The 16,601-nt window shown below is 65.1% G+C and carries 18 protein-coding genes and 2 riboswitches; of the genes, 11 read left to right on the forward strand and 7 right to left on the reverse strand.

What is annotated here, in order from left to right; all coding sequences use genetic code 11:
- Window position 1: 1 nt before the first annotated feature.
- Together cobW and GSQ88_RS32645 are read right to left on the reverse strand one after the other, a co-directional pair.
- Window positions 2–1,033: a cobalamin biosynthesis protein CobW gene (gene cobW, locus GSQ88_RS32640; RefSeq protein ID WP_159012327.1), complete on the reverse strand. Its 1,032-nt coding sequence runs from the start codon at window positions 1,031–1,033 to the stop codon at window positions 2–4.
- A gap of 9 nt (window positions 1,034–1,042) precedes the next feature.
- Window positions 1,043–1,477, reverse strand: a complete 435-nt coding sequence (locus GSQ88_RS32645; protein WP_159012328.1) for a DUF1636 family protein — start codon at window positions 1,475–1,477, stop codon at window positions 1,043–1,045.
- A 114-nt stretch (window positions 1,478–1,591) separates the two neighbouring features.
- A riboswitch (cobalamin riboswitch) is annotated at window positions 1,592–1,811 on the reverse strand.
- Between the two features lie 105 nt (window positions 1,812–1,916).
- Here GSQ88_RS32645 and cobO point away from each other — a divergent pair.
- Both cobO and GSQ88_RS32655 read left to right on the forward strand, forming a co-directional pair.
- A complete protein-coding gene (gene cobO / locus GSQ88_RS32650) occupies window positions 1,917–2,540 on the forward strand; it encodes a cob(I)yrinic acid a,c-diamide adenosyltransferase (RefSeq protein WP_159012330.1) in 624 nt (207 codons plus the stop codon).
- Entirely contained in the window at window positions 2,540–4,012 is a 1,473-nt protein-coding gene (locus GSQ88_RS32655; protein ID WP_210253944.1) for a cobyric acid synthase, read from the forward strand. Before cobO ends, GSQ88_RS32655 begins: the two co-directional genes overlap by 1 nt.
- Here GSQ88_RS32655 and cbiB read toward each other — a convergent pair.
- Complete coding sequence (gene cbiB / locus GSQ88_RS32660) at window positions 3,996–4,982, reverse strand: adenosylcobinamide-phosphate synthase CbiB (protein WP_159012332.1); 987 nt, start codon at window positions 4,980–4,982, stop codon at window positions 3,996–3,998. The two genes, GSQ88_RS32655 and cbiB, sit on opposite strands and share 17 nt — an antisense overlap.
- A gap of 10 nt (window positions 4,983–4,992) precedes the next feature.
- Here cbiB and cobD point away from each other — a divergent pair, with 10 nt between their 5' ends.
- Window positions 4,993–6,030, forward strand: coding sequence for a threonine-phosphate decarboxylase CobD (cobD, locus tag GSQ88_RS32665; protein WP_246785187.1), 1,038 nt, complete (start codon window positions 4,993–4,995; stop codon window positions 6,028–6,030).
- 32 nt (window positions 6,031–6,062) lie between these two features.
- Here the strand turns inward: cobD and tcuA are convergent, their stop codons facing one another.
- A complete protein-coding gene (gene tcuA, locus GSQ88_RS32670; RefSeq protein ID WP_159012334.1) occupies window positions 6,063–7,463 on the reverse strand; it encodes an FAD-dependent tricarballylate dehydrogenase TcuA in 1,401 nt (466 codons plus the stop codon).
- A 53-nt stretch (window positions 7,464–7,516) separates the two neighbouring features.
- A riboswitch (cobalamin riboswitch) is annotated at window positions 7,517–7,735 on the forward strand.
- Between the two features lie 33 nt (window positions 7,736–7,768).
- Between tcuA and cobT the strand changes: the two genes are divergently transcribed.
- From cobT to bluB, 6 genes are all read left to right on the forward strand, one after another.
- Window positions 7,769–8,857, forward strand: coding sequence for a nicotinate-nucleotide--dimethylbenzimidazole phosphoribosyltransferase (gene cobT / locus GSQ88_RS32675; RefSeq protein ID WP_159012336.1), 1,089 nt, complete (start codon window positions 7,769–7,771; stop codon window positions 8,855–8,857).
- Between the two features lie 22 nt (window positions 8,858–8,879).
- Window positions 8,880–9,398 carry a bifunctional adenosylcobinamide kinase/adenosylcobinamide-phosphate guanylyltransferase gene (locus tag GSQ88_RS32680; protein ID WP_159012338.1) on the forward strand — a complete coding sequence of 173 codons (519 nt, stop codon included), beginning with the start codon at window positions 8,880–8,882 and terminating at the stop codon, window positions 9,396–9,398.
- Window positions 9,398–10,186 (forward strand): adenosylcobinamide-GDP ribazoletransferase, encoded by a 789-nt coding sequence (gene cobS, locus GSQ88_RS32685; RefSeq protein ID WP_159012340.1) that lies wholly within the window; start codon window positions 9,398–9,400, stop codon window positions 10,184–10,186. The genes GSQ88_RS32680 and cobS overlap by 1 nt, the downstream gene beginning before the upstream one ends.
- Window positions 10,187–10,196: 10 nt before the next feature.
- Window positions 10,197–10,760 (forward strand): histidine phosphatase family protein, encoded by a 564-nt coding sequence (locus GSQ88_RS32690; protein ID WP_159012342.1) that lies wholly within the window; start codon window positions 10,197–10,199, stop codon window positions 10,758–10,760.
- Window positions 10,761–10,791: 31 nt separating this feature from the next.
- Entirely contained in the window at window positions 10,792–11,553 is a 762-nt protein-coding gene (gene cobF, locus GSQ88_RS32695; protein ID WP_159012344.1) for a precorrin-6A synthase (deacetylating), read from the forward strand.
- Window positions 11,554–11,639: 86 nt separating this feature from the next.
- Window positions 11,640–12,344 carry a 5,6-dimethylbenzimidazole synthase gene (bluB, locus tag GSQ88_RS32700; RefSeq protein ID WP_159012346.1) on the forward strand — a complete coding sequence of 235 codons (705 nt, stop codon included), beginning with the start codon at window positions 11,640–11,642 and terminating at the stop codon, window positions 12,342–12,344.
- 18 nt (window positions 12,345–12,362) lie between these two features.
- Here bluB and GSQ88_RS32705 read toward each other — a convergent pair whose 3' ends face one another.
- The gene (locus GSQ88_RS32705) at window positions 12,363–12,827 is read right to left on the reverse strand and encodes a GNAT family N-acetyltransferase (RefSeq protein WP_159012348.1); all 465 of its coding nucleotides are present in this window, start codon (window positions 12,825–12,827) and stop codon (window positions 12,363–12,365) included.
- A gap of 4 nt (window positions 12,828–12,831) precedes the next feature.
- Window positions 12,832–14,169, reverse strand: coding sequence for an MFS transporter (locus tag GSQ88_RS32710; RefSeq protein WP_159012350.1), 1,338 nt, complete (start codon window positions 14,167–14,169; stop codon window positions 12,832–12,834).
- 263 nt (window positions 14,170–14,432) lie between these two features.
- Here GSQ88_RS32710 and GSQ88_RS32715 point away from each other — a divergent pair, with 263 nt between their 5' ends.
- Window positions 14,433–14,639 (forward strand): hypothetical protein, encoded by a 207-nt coding sequence (locus GSQ88_RS32715; RefSeq protein WP_159012351.1) that lies wholly within the window; start codon window positions 14,433–14,435, stop codon window positions 14,637–14,639.
- A 256-nt stretch (window positions 14,640–14,895) separates the two neighbouring features.
- On the forward strand, window positions 14,896–15,105 hold the full coding sequence (locus GSQ88_RS32720) for a cold-shock protein (RefSeq protein ID WP_159012353.1): 210 nt from the start codon (window positions 14,896–14,898) through the stop codon (window positions 15,103–15,105).
- A 264-nt stretch (window positions 15,106–15,369) separates the two neighbouring features.
- On the opposite strand, the gene GSQ88_RS32725 is transcribed toward GSQ88_RS32720, so the two are convergent.
- Window positions 15,370–16,524 (reverse strand): hypothetical protein, encoded by a 1,155-nt coding sequence (locus tag GSQ88_RS32725; RefSeq protein ID WP_159012355.1) that lies wholly within the window; start codon window positions 16,522–16,524, stop codon window positions 15,370–15,372.
- Between the last annotated feature and the right edge of the window lie 77 nt (window positions 16,525–16,601).

Below are 16,601 nucleotides of genomic sequence, written 5' to 3' on the forward strand. Positions count from 1 at the left end.
GTTACCCCGTGAGCACGGCGGTGATGGCGTCGCGATCGAAACCGCGCTCGCCGATCACGACGATGCGCGAGCGGCGTTCTTCATCGACGCGCCACGGACGGTCGAATTGCGCGCGCACCCGCGTGCCGACGCCCTGCACCAACAGCCGCATCGGTTTGCCGGGAACCGCGACATAGCCCTTGGCGCGCAGCACATGATGGTCGCGTGCGATCGCCTCGATCCGGGCCACGATCGTCTCGGCATCGGCGTTGGACGGCAGCGTCACCACGATGGTGTCGAAATCGTCGTGATCGTGATCGTCGTGATCCTCGTGATGGCTCGGCCGCGCCGCCAGATCGTCTTCGGCCGCGGCGCCAATCCCGAGCACGATTCGCGGATCGACGCGGCCTTCGGTGATATCGAGCACCGGGATGCTGCGCGGCGCTTCCGCCAGCACGATCTTGCGGGCCTCGGCAAGACGCTCGGGGCTGACCAGATCGGCCTTGTTGAGGATCACGATGTCGGCGCAGGCGACCTGGTCCTCGAACACTTCGCCGAGCGGCGTGTCGTGGTCGATAGTCTGGTCGGCGAGGCGTTGCCGCGCGATCGCCGCCAGATCGGGCGCGAACCGGCCGTCGGCGACGGCCTCGGCGTCGGCGACCGCGATCACGCCGTCGACCGTGATACGCGAGCGCAGATCCGGCCACTCGAACGCTTTCAACAGCGGCTTTGGCAGCGCCAGTCCCGACGTTTCGATCAGGATGTGGTCGGGCGGTTGCGGCCGCGCCAGCAAGGCTGCGATGGTCGGAACGAAATCATCCGCCACCGTACAGCACAGGCAGCCATTGGTCAGTTCGACGATGGCGTCTTCCGGGCAATTGGCGTCGGCGCAGCCTTTCAGGATGTCGCCGTCGATGCCGAGATCGCCGAATTCGTTGACCAGGATCGCCAGCCGCCGACCTTGCGGGTTCAGCATCAAATGACGAACCAGCGTGGTTTTGCCGGCGCCGAGGAAGCCGGTGATGATCGTGACGGGAATTTTTTCGATCGACATGGGTGCTCCTCAGACCGGCTTCGGGGCGGGCGGGATGCGGGCGATGACACCCCTGCGGAGGATCGTCGGCCGTTCCCGCCATGGCACCAGCCCGTCCTCGGTGGCGGCGTAGCGCGAAGCGCCGAGGAGGAGATCGTCGACCGAGGCCTCGCTGAGATCGCCGTAGATATAGCTCCAGCGTCCCGGTCCGGTGAGCGCGGCGCTGCAGCCGCGATCGCAATTGGAGAGGCATTCGACTTCGGCGATGCGAAAGTGCGGCGCGCCGTCGTGGCGCTGTGCCTCGGCCAAGGCATCATGCAGCCGGCGGCCGGCGCGCGGTGCGGCTTGGTCTTGTTGGCCTTCCTCGCCGGCACGGCAGGTGACGCAGACATGGAGCGTGACTCCACTATCGGCGGCTGCGGAGGTAGGCGTTCGTGGAGTTGCGTCGAGTGCAGATTGATCCATAGCAAAGCCCGTCAATGGATGGCATCCGCTCAAGGAACGGCTGCCAGACAAGCGGCGAGCGGACCTGCACTCCGTTCACCAACCCTCACACTCCAGGACGCCCCGCCCGGAATGGCGATACGGCAGGCGGCGGCAGGTTTCCTGGCTCACGGGTCATCGCCGGCACCACCTTCCCGGGTTAAAACCCAGTGGCTTTTGGTGCAGGCTTTCCGCTCACAGTTGCGGGGGCAGCTCCGGCTTCGCCGAACACCCGGGAACTTCCCCAGATCTCCTGCGCCCGGTATTCCCTCTTAGTCCCGCCCGAAGACGAGACACCGTCGGCTGGGGACTCATTCAGACGGAAACGCCGTCGAGTCAATCCCTCTGGGAACCCGAGCTGGTTGCCCGGAGGGGTTTGATATGATCCTGTCCTCGCCCATCGCATGACCCGCAGGAACCTATGACCGAGATCGACGCAGACGAGGCCGAACGCGAGGCCGAGCGGCACCGCGCCAAGATGGTCAAACGCAAGGCGGTCCAGGACGCCGAAGAGGCGTCCAAAACCATCGCCAAGGGCCTTCTGATGGTCAATACCGGGCCGGGCAAGGGCAAATCGACCGCTGCTTTTGGTCTGGCCTTGCGTGCGCTCGGCCATGGCTGGCGCATCGGCGTGGTGCAGTTCATCAAGGGCCGCGCCACCGGAGAGCAGGCGGCGCTGGAATCGTTCGGCGACCGCGTGGTCTGGCACACCGCCGGCGAGGGTTTTACCTGGGAGACGCAAGATAAAGCGCGCGATATCGCGGCCTGCCAGCGTGCCTGGAGCATTGCGCAGGGCTTGCTCGACGATCCCTCGATCAACCTCGTGGTGCTCGACGAACTCAACATCGCGCTGCGCTACGATTATCTGCCGCTCGACGAAGTGGTGGCGCGGCTGACGTCGCGGCGAGCCGATCTGCACGTGATCGTGACCGGCCGCAACGCCAAGCCGGCGATGATCGAGGCGGCCGATCTCGTTACGGAAATGGGCGCGGTCAAGCATCACTTCTCGGCTGGGGTCAAAACCCAGGCCGGCATCGAATTCTGATGGCTGCGCGCGTCCTCATGTTCCAGGGGACCGGCTCGGATGTCGGCAAGTCGCTGATCGTTGCCGGTCTGTGTCGATTGCTGGCGAACCGCGGCCTCTCGGTGCGCCCGTTCAAGCCGCAGAACATGTCGAACAACGCCGCGGTGACCGAAGACGGCGGCGAGATCGGCCGCGCGCAGGCGTTGCAGGCGCGCGCCGCACGGGTCGCGCCGTCGGTCGACATGAATCCGGTGCTGCTGAAGCCGCAAAGCGAGGTCGGTTCGCAGATCGTGGTGCAGGGACGCGTCGTCGGCACCGCGAAGGCGCGCGAGTATCAGGCGCGCAAGCCGCAACTGATGGCCTATGTGCTCGACAGCTACGCGAAACTGCGGGAGCAATGCGACATCGTGCTGGTCGAGGGCGCCGGTTCGGCGTCGGAAGTGAATTTACGCGCCAACGACATCGCCAATATGGGGTTCGCCCGCGCCGCCAATGCGCCGGTGGTGCTGATCGGCGATATCGACCGCGGCGGCGTGATTGCGAGCCTGTGCGGTACCGCCGCCGTGGTCGATCCCGAGGACGGCAAACTGATCGCGGGCTTTATCGTCAACAAGATGCGCGGCGATCCCTCGCTGTTCGCCAGCGGCATGGATTTCATCGCCGGGCGCACTGGATGGGCGCCGATCGGCCTGGTGCCGCATTTTCGCGAGGCGCATCGGCTGCCGGCCGAGGATGTCTACGGGCTCGAGGCCTCATTGGCGCCGGAGCCCGGCGCGGCCGGGGCTCGCCTGCGTATCGTGGTGCCGGTGCTGCCGCATATCGCCAATTTCGACGACCTCGATCCGCTGCGGCTCGAACCAGATGTCGAATTGATCTTGTTGCGCAACGGCGCGCCGCTGCCGGTCGATGCCGATCTGGTGATTTTACCGGGCTCGAAGGCGACCATCGCGGATTTGGCGGCGCTGCGTGGCTATGGCTGGGACGCCGACATCATCGCGCATCATCGCCGCGGCGGCCGTGTGCTCGGGCTGTGCGGCGGCTATCAGATGCTCGGGCGCAGCGTCAGCGATCCCGACGGCATCGAAGGACCGCCGGGATCGGCTGCGGGATTGGGCCTGATCGAGGTCGAGACCGAACTGGCCGGCGACAAGTCGCTGATCGCCGTCAACGGCCGCACCGTGGCCGACGACGTCGCGGTTGCCGGTTATGAAATGCATATCGGCCGCACCGTTGGCGTGGCAACGCAGAATCCGCTGGTGCGGCTCGATGATGGGCGTTTCGATGGCGCGATCTCGGCCGATGGCCGCGTGGCCGGAACCTATCTGCATGGATTTTTCGCCGGCGACGCGCAGCGCGCAACGTGGCTGGCGCGGCTTGGCGCGCCCGCAAGCTCGCTCGCCTATGAAGCACTGGTCGAACAAACGCTCGACGCGCTGGCCGTGCATCTCGAAGCGCATCTCGATGTCGAGAAGCTGCTCAGCCTCGCGCGCTGATCAGCGCGGCACTCGCCGCGACGATCAGCAGCGCGCCGGCGAACGCCACACGGTAGACCACCAGCGCGCGATCGATGTCCTCGGCGGTTGCTTCAGTGCGGCCGTCGCCCATCCAGTGGTCGTCGACCACCACGCCGTGATAGGCGCGCGGCCCGGCAAGCCGCAGCCCGAGCGCGCCGGCCATCGCGGCTTCCGGCCAGCCGGCATTGGGCGAGCGGTGCAATCGCGCATCGCGCCACAAGGCCCGCCATGCCGATGTCGCCGACGCGTTCGGCACCAGTGCTGCGGCAGCGACGAACATCAGCCCGGTCAGCCGCGACGCCGGCAGGTTGACGAGATCGTCGAGCCTTGCCGCGGCCCAGCCGAAAGCACGGTAGCGTTCGGAGAGGTGACCGATCATGCTGTCGGCGGTGTTGATCGCCTTGTAAGCGATCATGCCGGGCAATCCGCCGATCAGATACCATAGCGCCGGCGCGGTGACGCCGTCGGAAGCATTTTCGGCGAGGCTTTCAATCGCGGCGCGGCAGATCGCGGCCTCATCGAGGGCTTCGGGATCGCGGCCGACGATGTTGGCGACGCTTTTCCGGCCGCCGGCGAGCCCGTCGGCCCGCAGCGCGGCAGCAACCGCCCGCACATGCTGATCGAGATTGCCACCGGCGATCAGCGTGGCGACGATCACGACCGCCAGCGCAAATCCGAGTGAGGGAACAACGCGGGCCACCATCTCCAGCGAAAGGCCGGCGCCGAGGCTGACGCCGAGCAGCAACAGCACGGTCACAACGCCAGCAATGCGCCGCATTGTGTCGGAATAATCCGGCCGGTTGAGCGCGGTATCGATCGCCCCGATCAGGGCGCCGATCCACGACACCGGATGACCAATTGCGCGGAACAGCGGCGCGGGATAGGCCAGCATGGCTTCGATGCCGAAGGCGACAATCAGGATCAGGACGCGGTTGGTCGGGTCGGCCATGGATAGCAACATGCACGTGCGGGATGAGAACTGGAAGAGGATGGGCGAACTGCGCGTCCATGGCGGCCGCATCGACATGGCCGCGTCGCTCTATCCGTCCGCGCCGCTGCCATGGATCGATTTGTCGACCGGGATTAATCCGATTTGCTGGCCGGTGCCACCACTGGCGTCCGCTTTGTATCAGCGGCTGCCGCTGGCGCGCGACATGGCGCAAATGACGGCGGCCGCCGCCGAGGCCTATGGGCTTCCGGCTAATGCCGCGATGATCCCGGTTCCCGGCAGCGAGGTTGCGATCCGCCTGTTGCCGCGTCTGATCGGCGCGCGCCGCGTGGCTATCCTGGGGCCGACCTATGGCTCGCACGCCGCGGCCTGGCGCGACGCCGGCGCCGAGGTGCATGAACTCGACGCGCTGCCGGACCTCAGGCGGCACGACATCGAGACGCTTGTCGTGGTCAACCCGAACAATCCGGACGGCCGCATCATCGCCCACGCCGATCTCACGGCCTTCGCACAGGCCTGGACGGTGACCGGACGGCGGCTGATCGTCGATGAAGCGTTCGCCGATGTGCGGCCCGATGTTTCGATCCTGGCGCTGCCGCGCTTGCCGGCCGGCACCCTGGTGCTGCGTTCGCTCGGAAAATTTTTCGGCCTCGCCGGATTGCGCGTGGGTTTTGTCGTCGTCACCGAATCCGAGGCGCCGGATTGGCGCGGGTTGCTCGGTGATTGGCCGGTGTCGGGGCCTGCGTGCGAAATCGCGCGGCTGGCACTGCGCGATACCGCGTGGATCGCCGCGACGCGGCTTCGTCTGGCGGAAGATCGCAAGCGGCTCGATGCAATACTCGGCGGCGCGGGGCTGAAAATAATGGGCGGCACCGATCTGTTCGGCCTGTTCGAGGCGCCCGATGACATCGATCTGCTCGATCATTTCGCGCGTTTAGGAATTTTGGTCCGGGGCTTTGCCGCGGAATCACGGCGCTACCGGTTTGGACTTCCGGCGGACGAGGCCGCATGGCAGCGGCTCGTGGCGGCCTGCGACACGTTGAAGTAACGGCTCGGAAGTAACGGCGCGGTTCAAGGGCGTCAGGTCGTGCGCGACTGCCGCGCGGCGGCTTCGCCGGCGAGGCGCCCGAACACCGTCGAAAGCGCGACGCCAAGCCCCGCGAGATAGCCGTCGCCGAGCACATTCGCGGCCATGATCATGCCGGCCGCGAATACATGATGTGCCGGCGTGCCGTCATTTCGCACCACCCGCAGATGATCGTCGACGGCAACGCCGAAATGCGTGAACGTGACGCCCGGCCGTAACGGATAGGCCGCGAACGGCGGCTCAGTGAGCGCGACCGCGGCGCGCGATTTCGGCGGGGTCAAGCCCGTGGTGGCGCGATCGTTCAGCGGCGCATCGCCGGTCGCATCCGTCGCGGCGTTGAATTGCCGGATTGTCGTTTCCATCGCCGCCGGATCGAGGCCAAGTTTTGCCGCGAGCTCCGCGATGCTATCGGCCCGGATCGGCGGCAGCGCGGTCGGCAAGGCGCGCTCCAAACCTTTGGCGTCGAGGATCAGATAGGCGATTTGATCCGGACATTCTGCGATACGCGCGCCCCAACGCGCAAAATGGGTCTTGCGGGCGTCCTCGCCCTCATCGTGAAATCGCTGTCCACAGCGATCGACCACGATGCCGTGCGGGATCGCGGTGATGCGGGTGACGATACCGCCATCGAATTTCGGACCGCGGGCATCGACCGCGACCATGTGCGCGCGCGCGGGATCGCCGACCGGCTTTACGCCGGCGTCGAACAGCAGCCGCAATACCGTGCCGGTGTCATACGGTGTGCCCCGGATCATGAAGCCGTCGGCGGCGGGGCCAAAGCTTTCGCGCAGCCAATCGAGATTGGCCTGATGGCCGCCGGTGCACGCGATCATCGTCCGGGCGGTGACGCGCTCGATGCTGCCGGCATGCAGGATGTCGGCTGTGCAACGCCTGTTGTCGGCAAAGGAAAGCGCGACCACTTCGCTGTCATAGTCGATGGTCACGCCGAGTTTCAATGCGGTGGCGTAGAGCGCGTTGATCATCGCCTTGCCGCCGCCGAGAAAAAACGCCGTGCGCCGGGAATAGGGCATCGCGCCGCCGGCGGGGTCTTGCAGGCGTACGCCGTTTTCGATCAGCCATGGTGTGATATCGGCGGAGCCACGGATCAAAAGCCGCGCCAACGGTTGGTCGGTCGCGCCGCGCGTGACCCGAACCAAATCCCTAAAAAACGTGTCCTCGCCATAGCTGTCGGGAACGTACCATTGCGGCCCGTCATGCATCAGACGAAAATTGCGGGCGTGGCGGGTGTTGCCGCCACGCAGGCTGGCCGGCGCCCGCTCGACCATGCGCACCGAGGCGCCGCTGCGCCGCGCCGCGATCGCCGCGCACAGCGCGGCGCTGCCGCCACCGACCACCAGAACGTCGGGGGTCTGTAAGGGTACCGTTTCGCTCATGATTTCCCTGGCGCGAGGACCACCCACGCTTGCGCGGGCACCTGTATCATGCTCTCGTGGTTCCGTCTTTCGGTGCCTCGCGAGAGGTGAAACGGGAATGCGGTGCGCTTGTCCTGACATGTTGTTTGGCAGGCAATTCCGCGGCTGCCCCCGCAACTGTAGGCGGATCGTCCGAGATCAATGACGTCACTGAACGCCGCAAAGCGGGTTCGGGAAGGCGGTTGAGGGCATTGTCCGCGAGCCAGGAGACCGGCCGCAAGACACCGGAATCAATTCGTTCGACGGTGGGTCGAAGGGAAGTCAAAATGCACAGCAAAAGTTCATCAGCCGCACCTCATGATTGGCCTATCGAGCCTGTCGATCCGTCGCTTGCGCCGCAGTTTCGTAGCCGGATCGACGGCAAGGCAAAGCCGCTCGGCGCGCTCGGCCGGCTGGAGGACCTCGCGGTCCAACTCGGATCGATCTGGCATCCGCAGCCGCCGCGCACGAAGCGCGCCACGATGTTCGTGTTCGCGGCCGATCACGGCATCACCGCCGAGGGCGTTTCGGCCTATCCCGCCAGTGTCACGGCCGCGATGGTTGCGACCTATCTGGCCGGCCGCGCCGGCGTCAACGCGCTGGCACGCGCCTCCCGAGTCGATGTGCGGGTGATCGATGCCGGCGTCGATGCGGATCTCCCCGCCCATCCAGGTTTGATCGACGCCAAGATCAGGCGCGGCAGCCGCAACGCCGTCAACGAACCCGCGCTGACCATCATTGAGGCGTGCGATTGCCTCGCGCGTGGCGCCTCGATCGTCGCTGAGGCCATCGAGGCCGGTACCGATATCGTGGCGATCGGCGAGATGGGCATCGGCAACACCACGTCGGCGGCGCTATTGTTGCATCGCCTTGGACGGATACCGCTGGCCGATTGCGTCGGCGCCGGCACCGGCCTCGATGAGGCCGGCATCGCGCGCAAGCTCGCGGTGGCGGAACGCGCGGCGGCGCGCAGCGATACGACGTCGCCGCTTGACGTGTTGGCCGAGTTCGGCGGCTACGAGATCGCGATGATGGCCGGCGCGGTGTTGGGCAGCGCGATGCATCGCCGTCCTGTGATCATCGATGGTTTCATTGCCTCGGCGGCGGCGCTGGTCGCGGTGCGGTTGCGACCGGCAGTGTCAGGCTATTGCGTGTTTTCGCACCGCTCCGCCGAGCGCGGACATGATTTGCTGCTCCAGGTGCTGGGCGGCAAGCCGTACCTCGATCTGGGGTTGCGGCTTGGCGAGGGCACGGGGGCGGTCATGATGGTGCCGTTGCTGCGGGCCGCCGGCGCCATCCTGACCGAGATGGCCGATCTGTCCGACGTGATGGCGGGCACGCTGGAGCCGTGGCCGGCGGATCGCGGGCAAGACTGAATCGAACAAGACTGCACTTACGATGGCGAATGTGATTTTCATCACCGGGCCGACCCGCAGCGGCAAAAGCCGACGCGCGGTCGAGACTGCGCAGGCGTGGGGCGATGACGTCGTGTTCGTTGCGACCTATCGGTCCGATCCCGATGATGCGGAAATGGCCGATCGGGTGCGGCGGCACCGCGCGGAGCGCAACGCCAAATGGCGAACGCTCGAGGCGCCGGCCGATATCGCGCAGGCGTTGGCCGATCTGCGGCCGGCGCCATCGGGCGTGGTGATCGACAGCCTCGCGCTGTGGCTCGGCGATCGCTTCGATCAGGACGATGCCAGTCTGATCGCCGCGTGGGAGCATCAGCTCGATCGTTTCAACGCGGCGCCGTATCCGGTCATTATCGTCGGCGACGAGATCGGCTGGGCACCGGTGCCGATCGACAGAGCGTTGCGCCGGTTTCGCGATCTGGCGGGCATCCTCGGCCAGCGCACCGCGGCGCGGGCGTCGGAAGCCTGGCTGATGGTCGCCGGTTGCAGCGTACGGCTGAAATGATGGGCGATGAACATCCCTCCAAACTCGCTGGTCATTTTCGCGACTGGACCCGCGACATCAGTCTCGCGGTCGGGCTGCTGACGCGGCTGCCGGTGCCGCACCCGGCCAGCGCTGCGCCCGACGGCATGGCGCGCGCGCAACGCGCGTTCCCGCTGGTCGGCGCGCTGATCGGCCTCATCGTCGGCCTGATCGATCGTTGCTTGCTGGGAATGGGCATTCCAGCGCTGGCCGCCGCGGCGCTCGCGCTCGGCGCCAGTGCGGCCTTGACCGGCGCCTTGCACGAGGACGGCCTCGCCGATGTCGGCGACGGCTTCGGCGGCGGGCGTGACCGCACAGCAAAGCTGTCGATCATGCGCGACAGCCGGATCGGCACGTACGGTGTGATCGTTCTGCTGGTAGGCTTTTCGGCAAGGCTATCGGCACTGGCCAGTCTGCCGGTCGCGGCCATTGTGCCAGCCCTCGTCGTGGCGCATGCGCTGGCGCGGGCTGCGATCCCGGTGCTCGCGGCGAATATGCCGTTCGCGCGTGACGACGGGCTCGGCAAATCGGCAGGAAGGCCCGACATGGCGAGCGTGGCCATGGCGGTCGTGATTGCCGTCGTGTTGGCGCTGGTGTGCCTGCCGGCGAAGGCCGCGTTGCTCGCGGTGGTGGTGACCATCGCCGGTACTGCTGCGATGGCGGTGCTGGCGTGGCGGCAGATCGGCGGGGTCACCGGCGACGTCTTCGGCGCGGTCGAACAGGTGGTAGAGACCGCGGTGTTGGTCATGCTCGCGGCGCGGCTGTCGTGAAGGCGTCGCCGTGAACGAGGACACCCGCCTGTGGTTGATCCGTCACGCGCCGGTCGCGGGACCGGCGGGCGTGATCTATGGCGACGATGCGCCTGCCGACACCAGCGATACGACGAAACTCGCGACGTTGCGCGCGAGATTGCCCGGTGGCGCGGCCTCGTTTGCCAGCCCCGCGGTCCGGACGCTCGCAACGGCGGCGGCACTCGGATTGCGGCCGGTCGCGGAGGCAAATTTTCGCGAACAGGATTTTGGCGACTGGACCGGACGCCGGCATGATGACCTCGCGCGCGAACTCGGCATTGTCTATCGCGATTTCTGGGATGCGCCGGCCAGCAGCAAGCCACCCGGCGGCGAGAGCTTTGCCGAGCAGATCGTGCGTGTCCGCGAAGGTCTTGCAAAACTCCCGGGCGGCGACGTGATCTTGGTGGTGCATTCCGGCACGGTGCGCGCGGCATTGGCGATCGCGCTCGATCTGCCGCCGGAATCAGCGTTGCGCTTTACGATCGACCCGCTGTCGCTGACCCGGATCGATCGGATCGCGGGCGGCTGGCGCGTGGGTGGCGTCAACGGCTAAGATGCGCTCAAGAAGATTGCTGGAGAAACAGATGCGCAAGATTTTCGTCATCGGCATCGGGGTGGGCGATCCCGACCACATGACGATGCAGGCGATCCGGGCGCTCAATCAGGTCGACGTCTTTTTCATTCCCGACAAGGGAAGTGAAAAGTCGGCGCTGCGCGATCTGAGAATCTCGATTTGCGAGCGCTTCATTGAAAACGCCGGCTATCGCACCGTCGGCATCGATGTGCCGCAGCGCAATGCTTCCGGCGATTATCTGGCCGGCGTCGATGACTGGCATGGCCGGCTTGCCGAGCTCTATGGCGATCGGTTCGAACGCGAGCTTGGCGACAACGAAGTCGGCGCTGTGCTGGTCTGGGGCGATCCCGCGATCTACGACAGCACGTTGCGGATCATCGAACGCCTGCGCGCCAACGGACTCGCGCTGGAGTTCGAGGTGATTCCCGGCATCAGCAGCGTGCAGGTGCTGGCGGCGAAACACCGCATCGCGCTCAATCAGATTGGCGAAGGCGTGCTGCTCACCACCGGCCGCAAGCTCGCCGATGGTTTTCCCAACGAGGCCGGCACCGTCGTGGTGCTGCTCGATGGTGTCCAGGCCTTTGCGGGGCTGGCCGACCAGGATCTCGATATCTTCTGGGGCGCTTATCTTGGAACCGAGCATGAAATCCTGCGGTCGGGCAAGCTTGCCGAGGTCAAGGACGAGATCGTGGCGCTGCGCAAAGCGGCGCGCGAACGGCATGGCTGGATCATGGACATTTATTTGCTGCGTAGATCCGACCCGCGAAAGTAACCCGCCGCGAGGCCAGGCGATGGCCGCGACCCCGGCGGCAAATTCAGCTAAGTTATTTGGCGCCCGCGCGCGAGAAAGAGACGATTATGCAATCCAGCGACCTTCAGACCGACCCGGAATTCTGCGCCGCCGAGCGCGATGCGGTGTACAAATGCATCTTCAACCGCCGCGATGTGCGCGGGCAATTCCTGCCCGACCCGATCCCTGATGCCGTGCTGGCGCGCATCCTGAAAGCCGCGCACCACGCGCCGTCGGTCGGCTTCATGCAGCCCTGGGATTTCATCGTGGTCAGGAGCCCCGCGGTCCGGCAAAAGGTGCGGGACGCGTTCGCGGCCGCCAACGAGGAAGCCGCCGCGATGTTCGAGGACGAGCGGCAACAGACCTACCGGCGGCTCAAGCTGGAAGGAATCGTCGAGGCGCCGATCGGGATCTGCATCACTTGCGATCGCAGCCGCACCGGTTCGGTCGTGCTCGGGCGAACCCATCAGGCCGATATGGATCTCTACAGCGCGGTCTGCGCCGTGCAAAATCTGTGGCTCGCGGCGCGGGTGGAAAATATCGGCGTCGGCTGGGTCAGCATCATTCGGCCCGACGATTTGCGCGCAGCACTCGGCATTCCTTCGTCGATCCAGCCGATCGCCTATCTCTGCGTCGGCTATGTCACGCATTTCTTCCAGAAGCCGGAGCTGGAAATCAAGGGATGGCTGCCGCGCACGCCGTTGGCTGATGCGGTCTGGATCGATCGCTGGCACGAACGCGATATGTCGGACCCGCTGCTCCGGAAGCTCTGATCCAGATCAGGTGTTGTGCTACAGCAGGCCGCGATAAATGCCGGGTTCGGAGCCTTCGATGGCGACCGCGCCGACTGTTTTCGAATAAAACGCCGCCGGTCCCACGCCGCCGATGATGGCGTAGCCAAAGCCCTGTTGCTTCATCGCCTCGAGGCAGGCGAACAGCAATGCCGCGCCAATTCCGTTTTTCCGGGCATTCGGCTCGACGCCGGTGGGACCGAAGAAGTTGGCACAGGTGGCGTCGTGGCAGGCAAATCCGACGACCTTGCCTTGCTGGATCGCGATGAAACAGGAAACCGGCTGGCGGCTGAAAGCGACGTCAACCTCGCTCGCCCATGCGTCGCTGAAGTTCTTCCGCACCCATGAAGTGACGATGTGTTTTTCGGGGGCCAGCGCCCGTCGCAACGTGATTCCAGCCTGCTGCACGCGTTGGTACGCGGCCTGCGAATCCGGCAATTCGTAAAGTTTGACCAGCATGTCCATGGCGCTACAGGGTCCTTGATTCCGTCGGAGAAAGCCCAGGCGCGCGCCGCCGCACGCTGCCGAGCGTCGAGCCCACCACCACGATCGAGAGCACGCCCGCGGCGATGATATAGAATGCCGGCATCAATTTGTTGCCGGTCAGGCCGATCAGCCAGGTGACGGTCAGCGGCGCGAATCCGCCGAACACGGTCACGCCGACATTATAGGAGATCGCCATCCCGGTGGAGCGCACCGAGACCGGGAATAGCCCCGCCAGCAGCCCCGGGCCTGAGCCCTGCAACAATCCGAACACGGTGAGTACCACGAACTGCGCCAGGAACAGCCGATCGAAACCGGGCGCGGCCAGCACATAGGCGAACATCGGATACGAGATCAGCGCGGAGATCGCGGTGAACAGGAAGAACATCCGGTACGGGCCATAGACGTCGGCGAGCCAGCCGCCGAGCACGCAGGTACCGATGCCGAGCGCGGAGGTGACGGCGACCCCGAGCAGGCCTTGCCACAGCGGCAGATGCAGTTGCTCGACCACATAGGTCGGCAGATAGGTGTTCCAGATATAGGTCAGCGAGGTCCCGATGATGGTCAGCCCGATCGCCGTGATCACCTGTAGCCAGTGCTGGCGCAGCACCTCGCGGACCGGCGCACGCGCGACATCGGCTTTGTGCGCCAGCAGCCGTTCGAATTCCGGCGATTCCGCCAGCCGGTAGCGCACATAGAAACCGAACGGACCGATCAGCGAGCCGATCAGGAACGGAATCCGCCACGCGCCGTCCTGCACGGTCGCAGGCGAGAACAGCAGCAGCACCGGCAGTCCGATGCCGGTGGCGAGCACCCGCCCCAGGGCCTGCGACGACATCTGGAAGCTGCCATACATCATCTTTCGGTTCGGCGGCGCGTATTCCACCAGCAGCGCGGTGGCGCTGCCGAATTCGCCGCCGATCGAGATGCCCTGCACCACGCGGCCGAGCACGACAATGATCGGCGCCAGGATTCCAATGCTGGCGTAAGCCGGCGTCAGCCCCAGGGTCAGCGTGCCGAACGCCATCATCACGATCAGCAGCGACAGCGCGCGCCGCCGCCCGTAGCGATCCGCATAGGCGCCGAGCAGGATGCCGCCGACCGGCCGCACCACGAATCCGATCGCGAAGGTCGCGTAGGTCAAGAGCAGCGCAAGATCGCTGGCCGCCGGAAAAAACACCTTGGCGATGATGCTGGCGAAATAGCCGTAGGAGACGAAATCGAACCATTCCAGCCCGTTGCCGAGGATCGACGCCAGCACCACCCGTCGCCGCATCCGGGCGTCGATCGGCGCTGCGTCGGTGGCAGCCGGCTCTGATGTCATCGGGTCCAGTCTGCCATGGCGGTCATTTCGGGGTGGTTTCGATGTCGGATGCGGATACGCCAAACTGATGCACCTCGGCGATCCGCACAACCAAAACCCGCTGGTCGCAAACACCCCATTTTGACCGTTTTGGGCGCTTTCCGGCAGGCCGCGTGCCGGTTCCCGATGGTCCCTGCGTCTTGCGCACCCGTGTTAACCAACGAGATTTGTTGCTTTTTGTGACCATTCTGACTAAAAGCCCGTCTACAACGGAAAGACAGGCGATGGCCCACAATTACGCGATCAACGATGACGTGCATCACCTACTTCAGGGGCCGCAGGGCCGCGCCAACCCGAGGGAGCGCAGCGTCTATACCATTGTCGCTTGCCTGCCGATCGAAGCGGACCGACGCCCGCGCTATCGTATCAAAAGCAAGACCGAGAATGTCGAGCGTGTGGTGACCGAGGAGCAGATCAGCCGGCTCGGTTGATCCAGTCCAGCGCGCGATTTTCCCTTTCCGAACCGTGCTTTAGAGGCGGCTCCGCGGATGATTTCCTGGGCCGGATTGTGTTATCGCTTGCTATTTTCGCAGCGATGGCCTATATGCGCGTCATTCGAATTGTCGATTTGCTTGTTGAACGCGCCGAACCGGCTCCTCTCCCCAAGACATCGCTGAAATCGGATTTAAGCTCGTGCGAAGGTCGTGCGGGTCTAGCGGCGCACATGCGCATCTTGGAGTAGTTAAAATGTCTATCGGAACAGTTAAGTGGTTCAACGCGACCAAGGGCTTCGGCTTCATTCAGCCCGACGACGGCGGCAACGACGTGTTCGTGCACATCAGCGCGGTTGAACGCGCTGGCATGAACTCGCTCAACGAAGGCCAGAAGGTTTCGTACGAAGCGAAGGTTGACAGCAAGCGCGGCAAGACCAGCGCTGAAGACCTCCGCGCCGTCTGACGCAGCCGATATGGGATTACCGCGGATGTACCGGGATCCTCAATCGGTCGCTTGAGCTGCAATAAGATTGAAGCCCGCCGGTCAAACCGGCGGGCTTTTTCTTTGTCTCACGATCTTGAAGCCGCAAATTTCTAGAGCCCGGTTCTGATGGAATCGGAACCGGGCTCTAGCCTGTTGTTTTGACGCGTTTTCTTGACGCGAACCGGTAGCCACGGAGCCTGTCATCGGGCGCGCATTCGCGCGACCCGTTGGCTCGAAAACGCTCTAAGCGCGGGATTTCTCGCGCGGGCCAATTAATTTCTTGCAAAAGGCCGTTCCGCCGCTCACGGCGTTGCGTAGCTGTCCGGCCAGGGACCTGCGGCGGTGCCGGCGCGATCCCAGGATGTGACCGACATTGTCGGGGAAGCGGCTGACCTCCGCTTCCACCAGCGCGGTCACCTCATTCATCAGATGGTCGAGCCGCTCGCCCCAACTGGATCGGTCGCGCAAATCGATCGCGGTCTGCATGGCGTGTTCGGTATCGTAGATCTCGGCCAGGATTTCCTTGGCGACCATGACCCGGTTGTTTCTCAAGGCGACCCGCAACGTCGACTGCTTGTCCTCCACCCGGTCCAGTACCATGGAGACCGCAATCGCATAGGGGCCGGCGGCGATGTCCGAGGCGTTCCTGTTCGGCGCACCCCTGGTGGCAACGCGGAGCAATTCCCAGGGCGTCTTGAGCCGTGTCGCCACCAGCGCCAGTGCGAAGGCAATCTCCTCGGCGTTGGCTTTTCTGAAGGCATTGAGCAACGCGGTCATCTTCGCGACCTGCGCATCGTCGAATTTCTTGATCGTCGGCGGAAGCGCTTCGTTGAACCTGGCCAGCGCATCGCGGGCGCGCAGCACGAACATCATCTTGGTCAGGTCGAGATAGGCCGCCGGCGAAGCCGTGTAGGTCGCAAGCCTGGCGCGGACCTGATCGGCGCCGTCGGGCGAACCGAGCCTGCCCTCGAGCGATTTGACGACCTTGGTCTGGAACGTGGCGGCGGCCAGCCGGGCCTTGCGTTGATCGCCGGCGGCGATCAACTCGTTCATGTCCTTGAGGTAGTCGCGCGCCATCGTCGGCAGCAGGTCCCGGCTGATCCATTCCCAGATCGGAAACAGCGAGGCGCGCAGGATCCGGCCGGAATTGGCATGTTCGGAAGAGCCATCCGTGAGCAGCGGATCGAGCGGAGCGAAGAAATAATGCGCGGGGTGGCCGAGGCGATCCTGAGTCTGCCCGTTCTTGTAGAATTCCGCGCGTAATTTGCTCAGAACCTTTGCGGCACCCGGCATGTCGGCGCCGCAGGCTTCCATCCGCTCGAGTTCGGTCAAGAGGTTGCTGCGCGTCAGCGGCAGCAGCCGTTGCAGAAAATCCTGGATTCGATCTACCTGTCTCACGCCACGCGCTTCCCGTCATTCGAATAGCATCGATCGGTCGCGTGCGGGCATTCTCGCAGGTACGCGCTGGTAGCCGT

It is taken from the genome of Bradyrhizobium sp. S69 (assembly GCF_009766005.1).
Classification (GTDB): Bacteria; Pseudomonadota; Alphaproteobacteria; order Rhizobiales; family Xanthobacteraceae; genus Bradyrhizobium.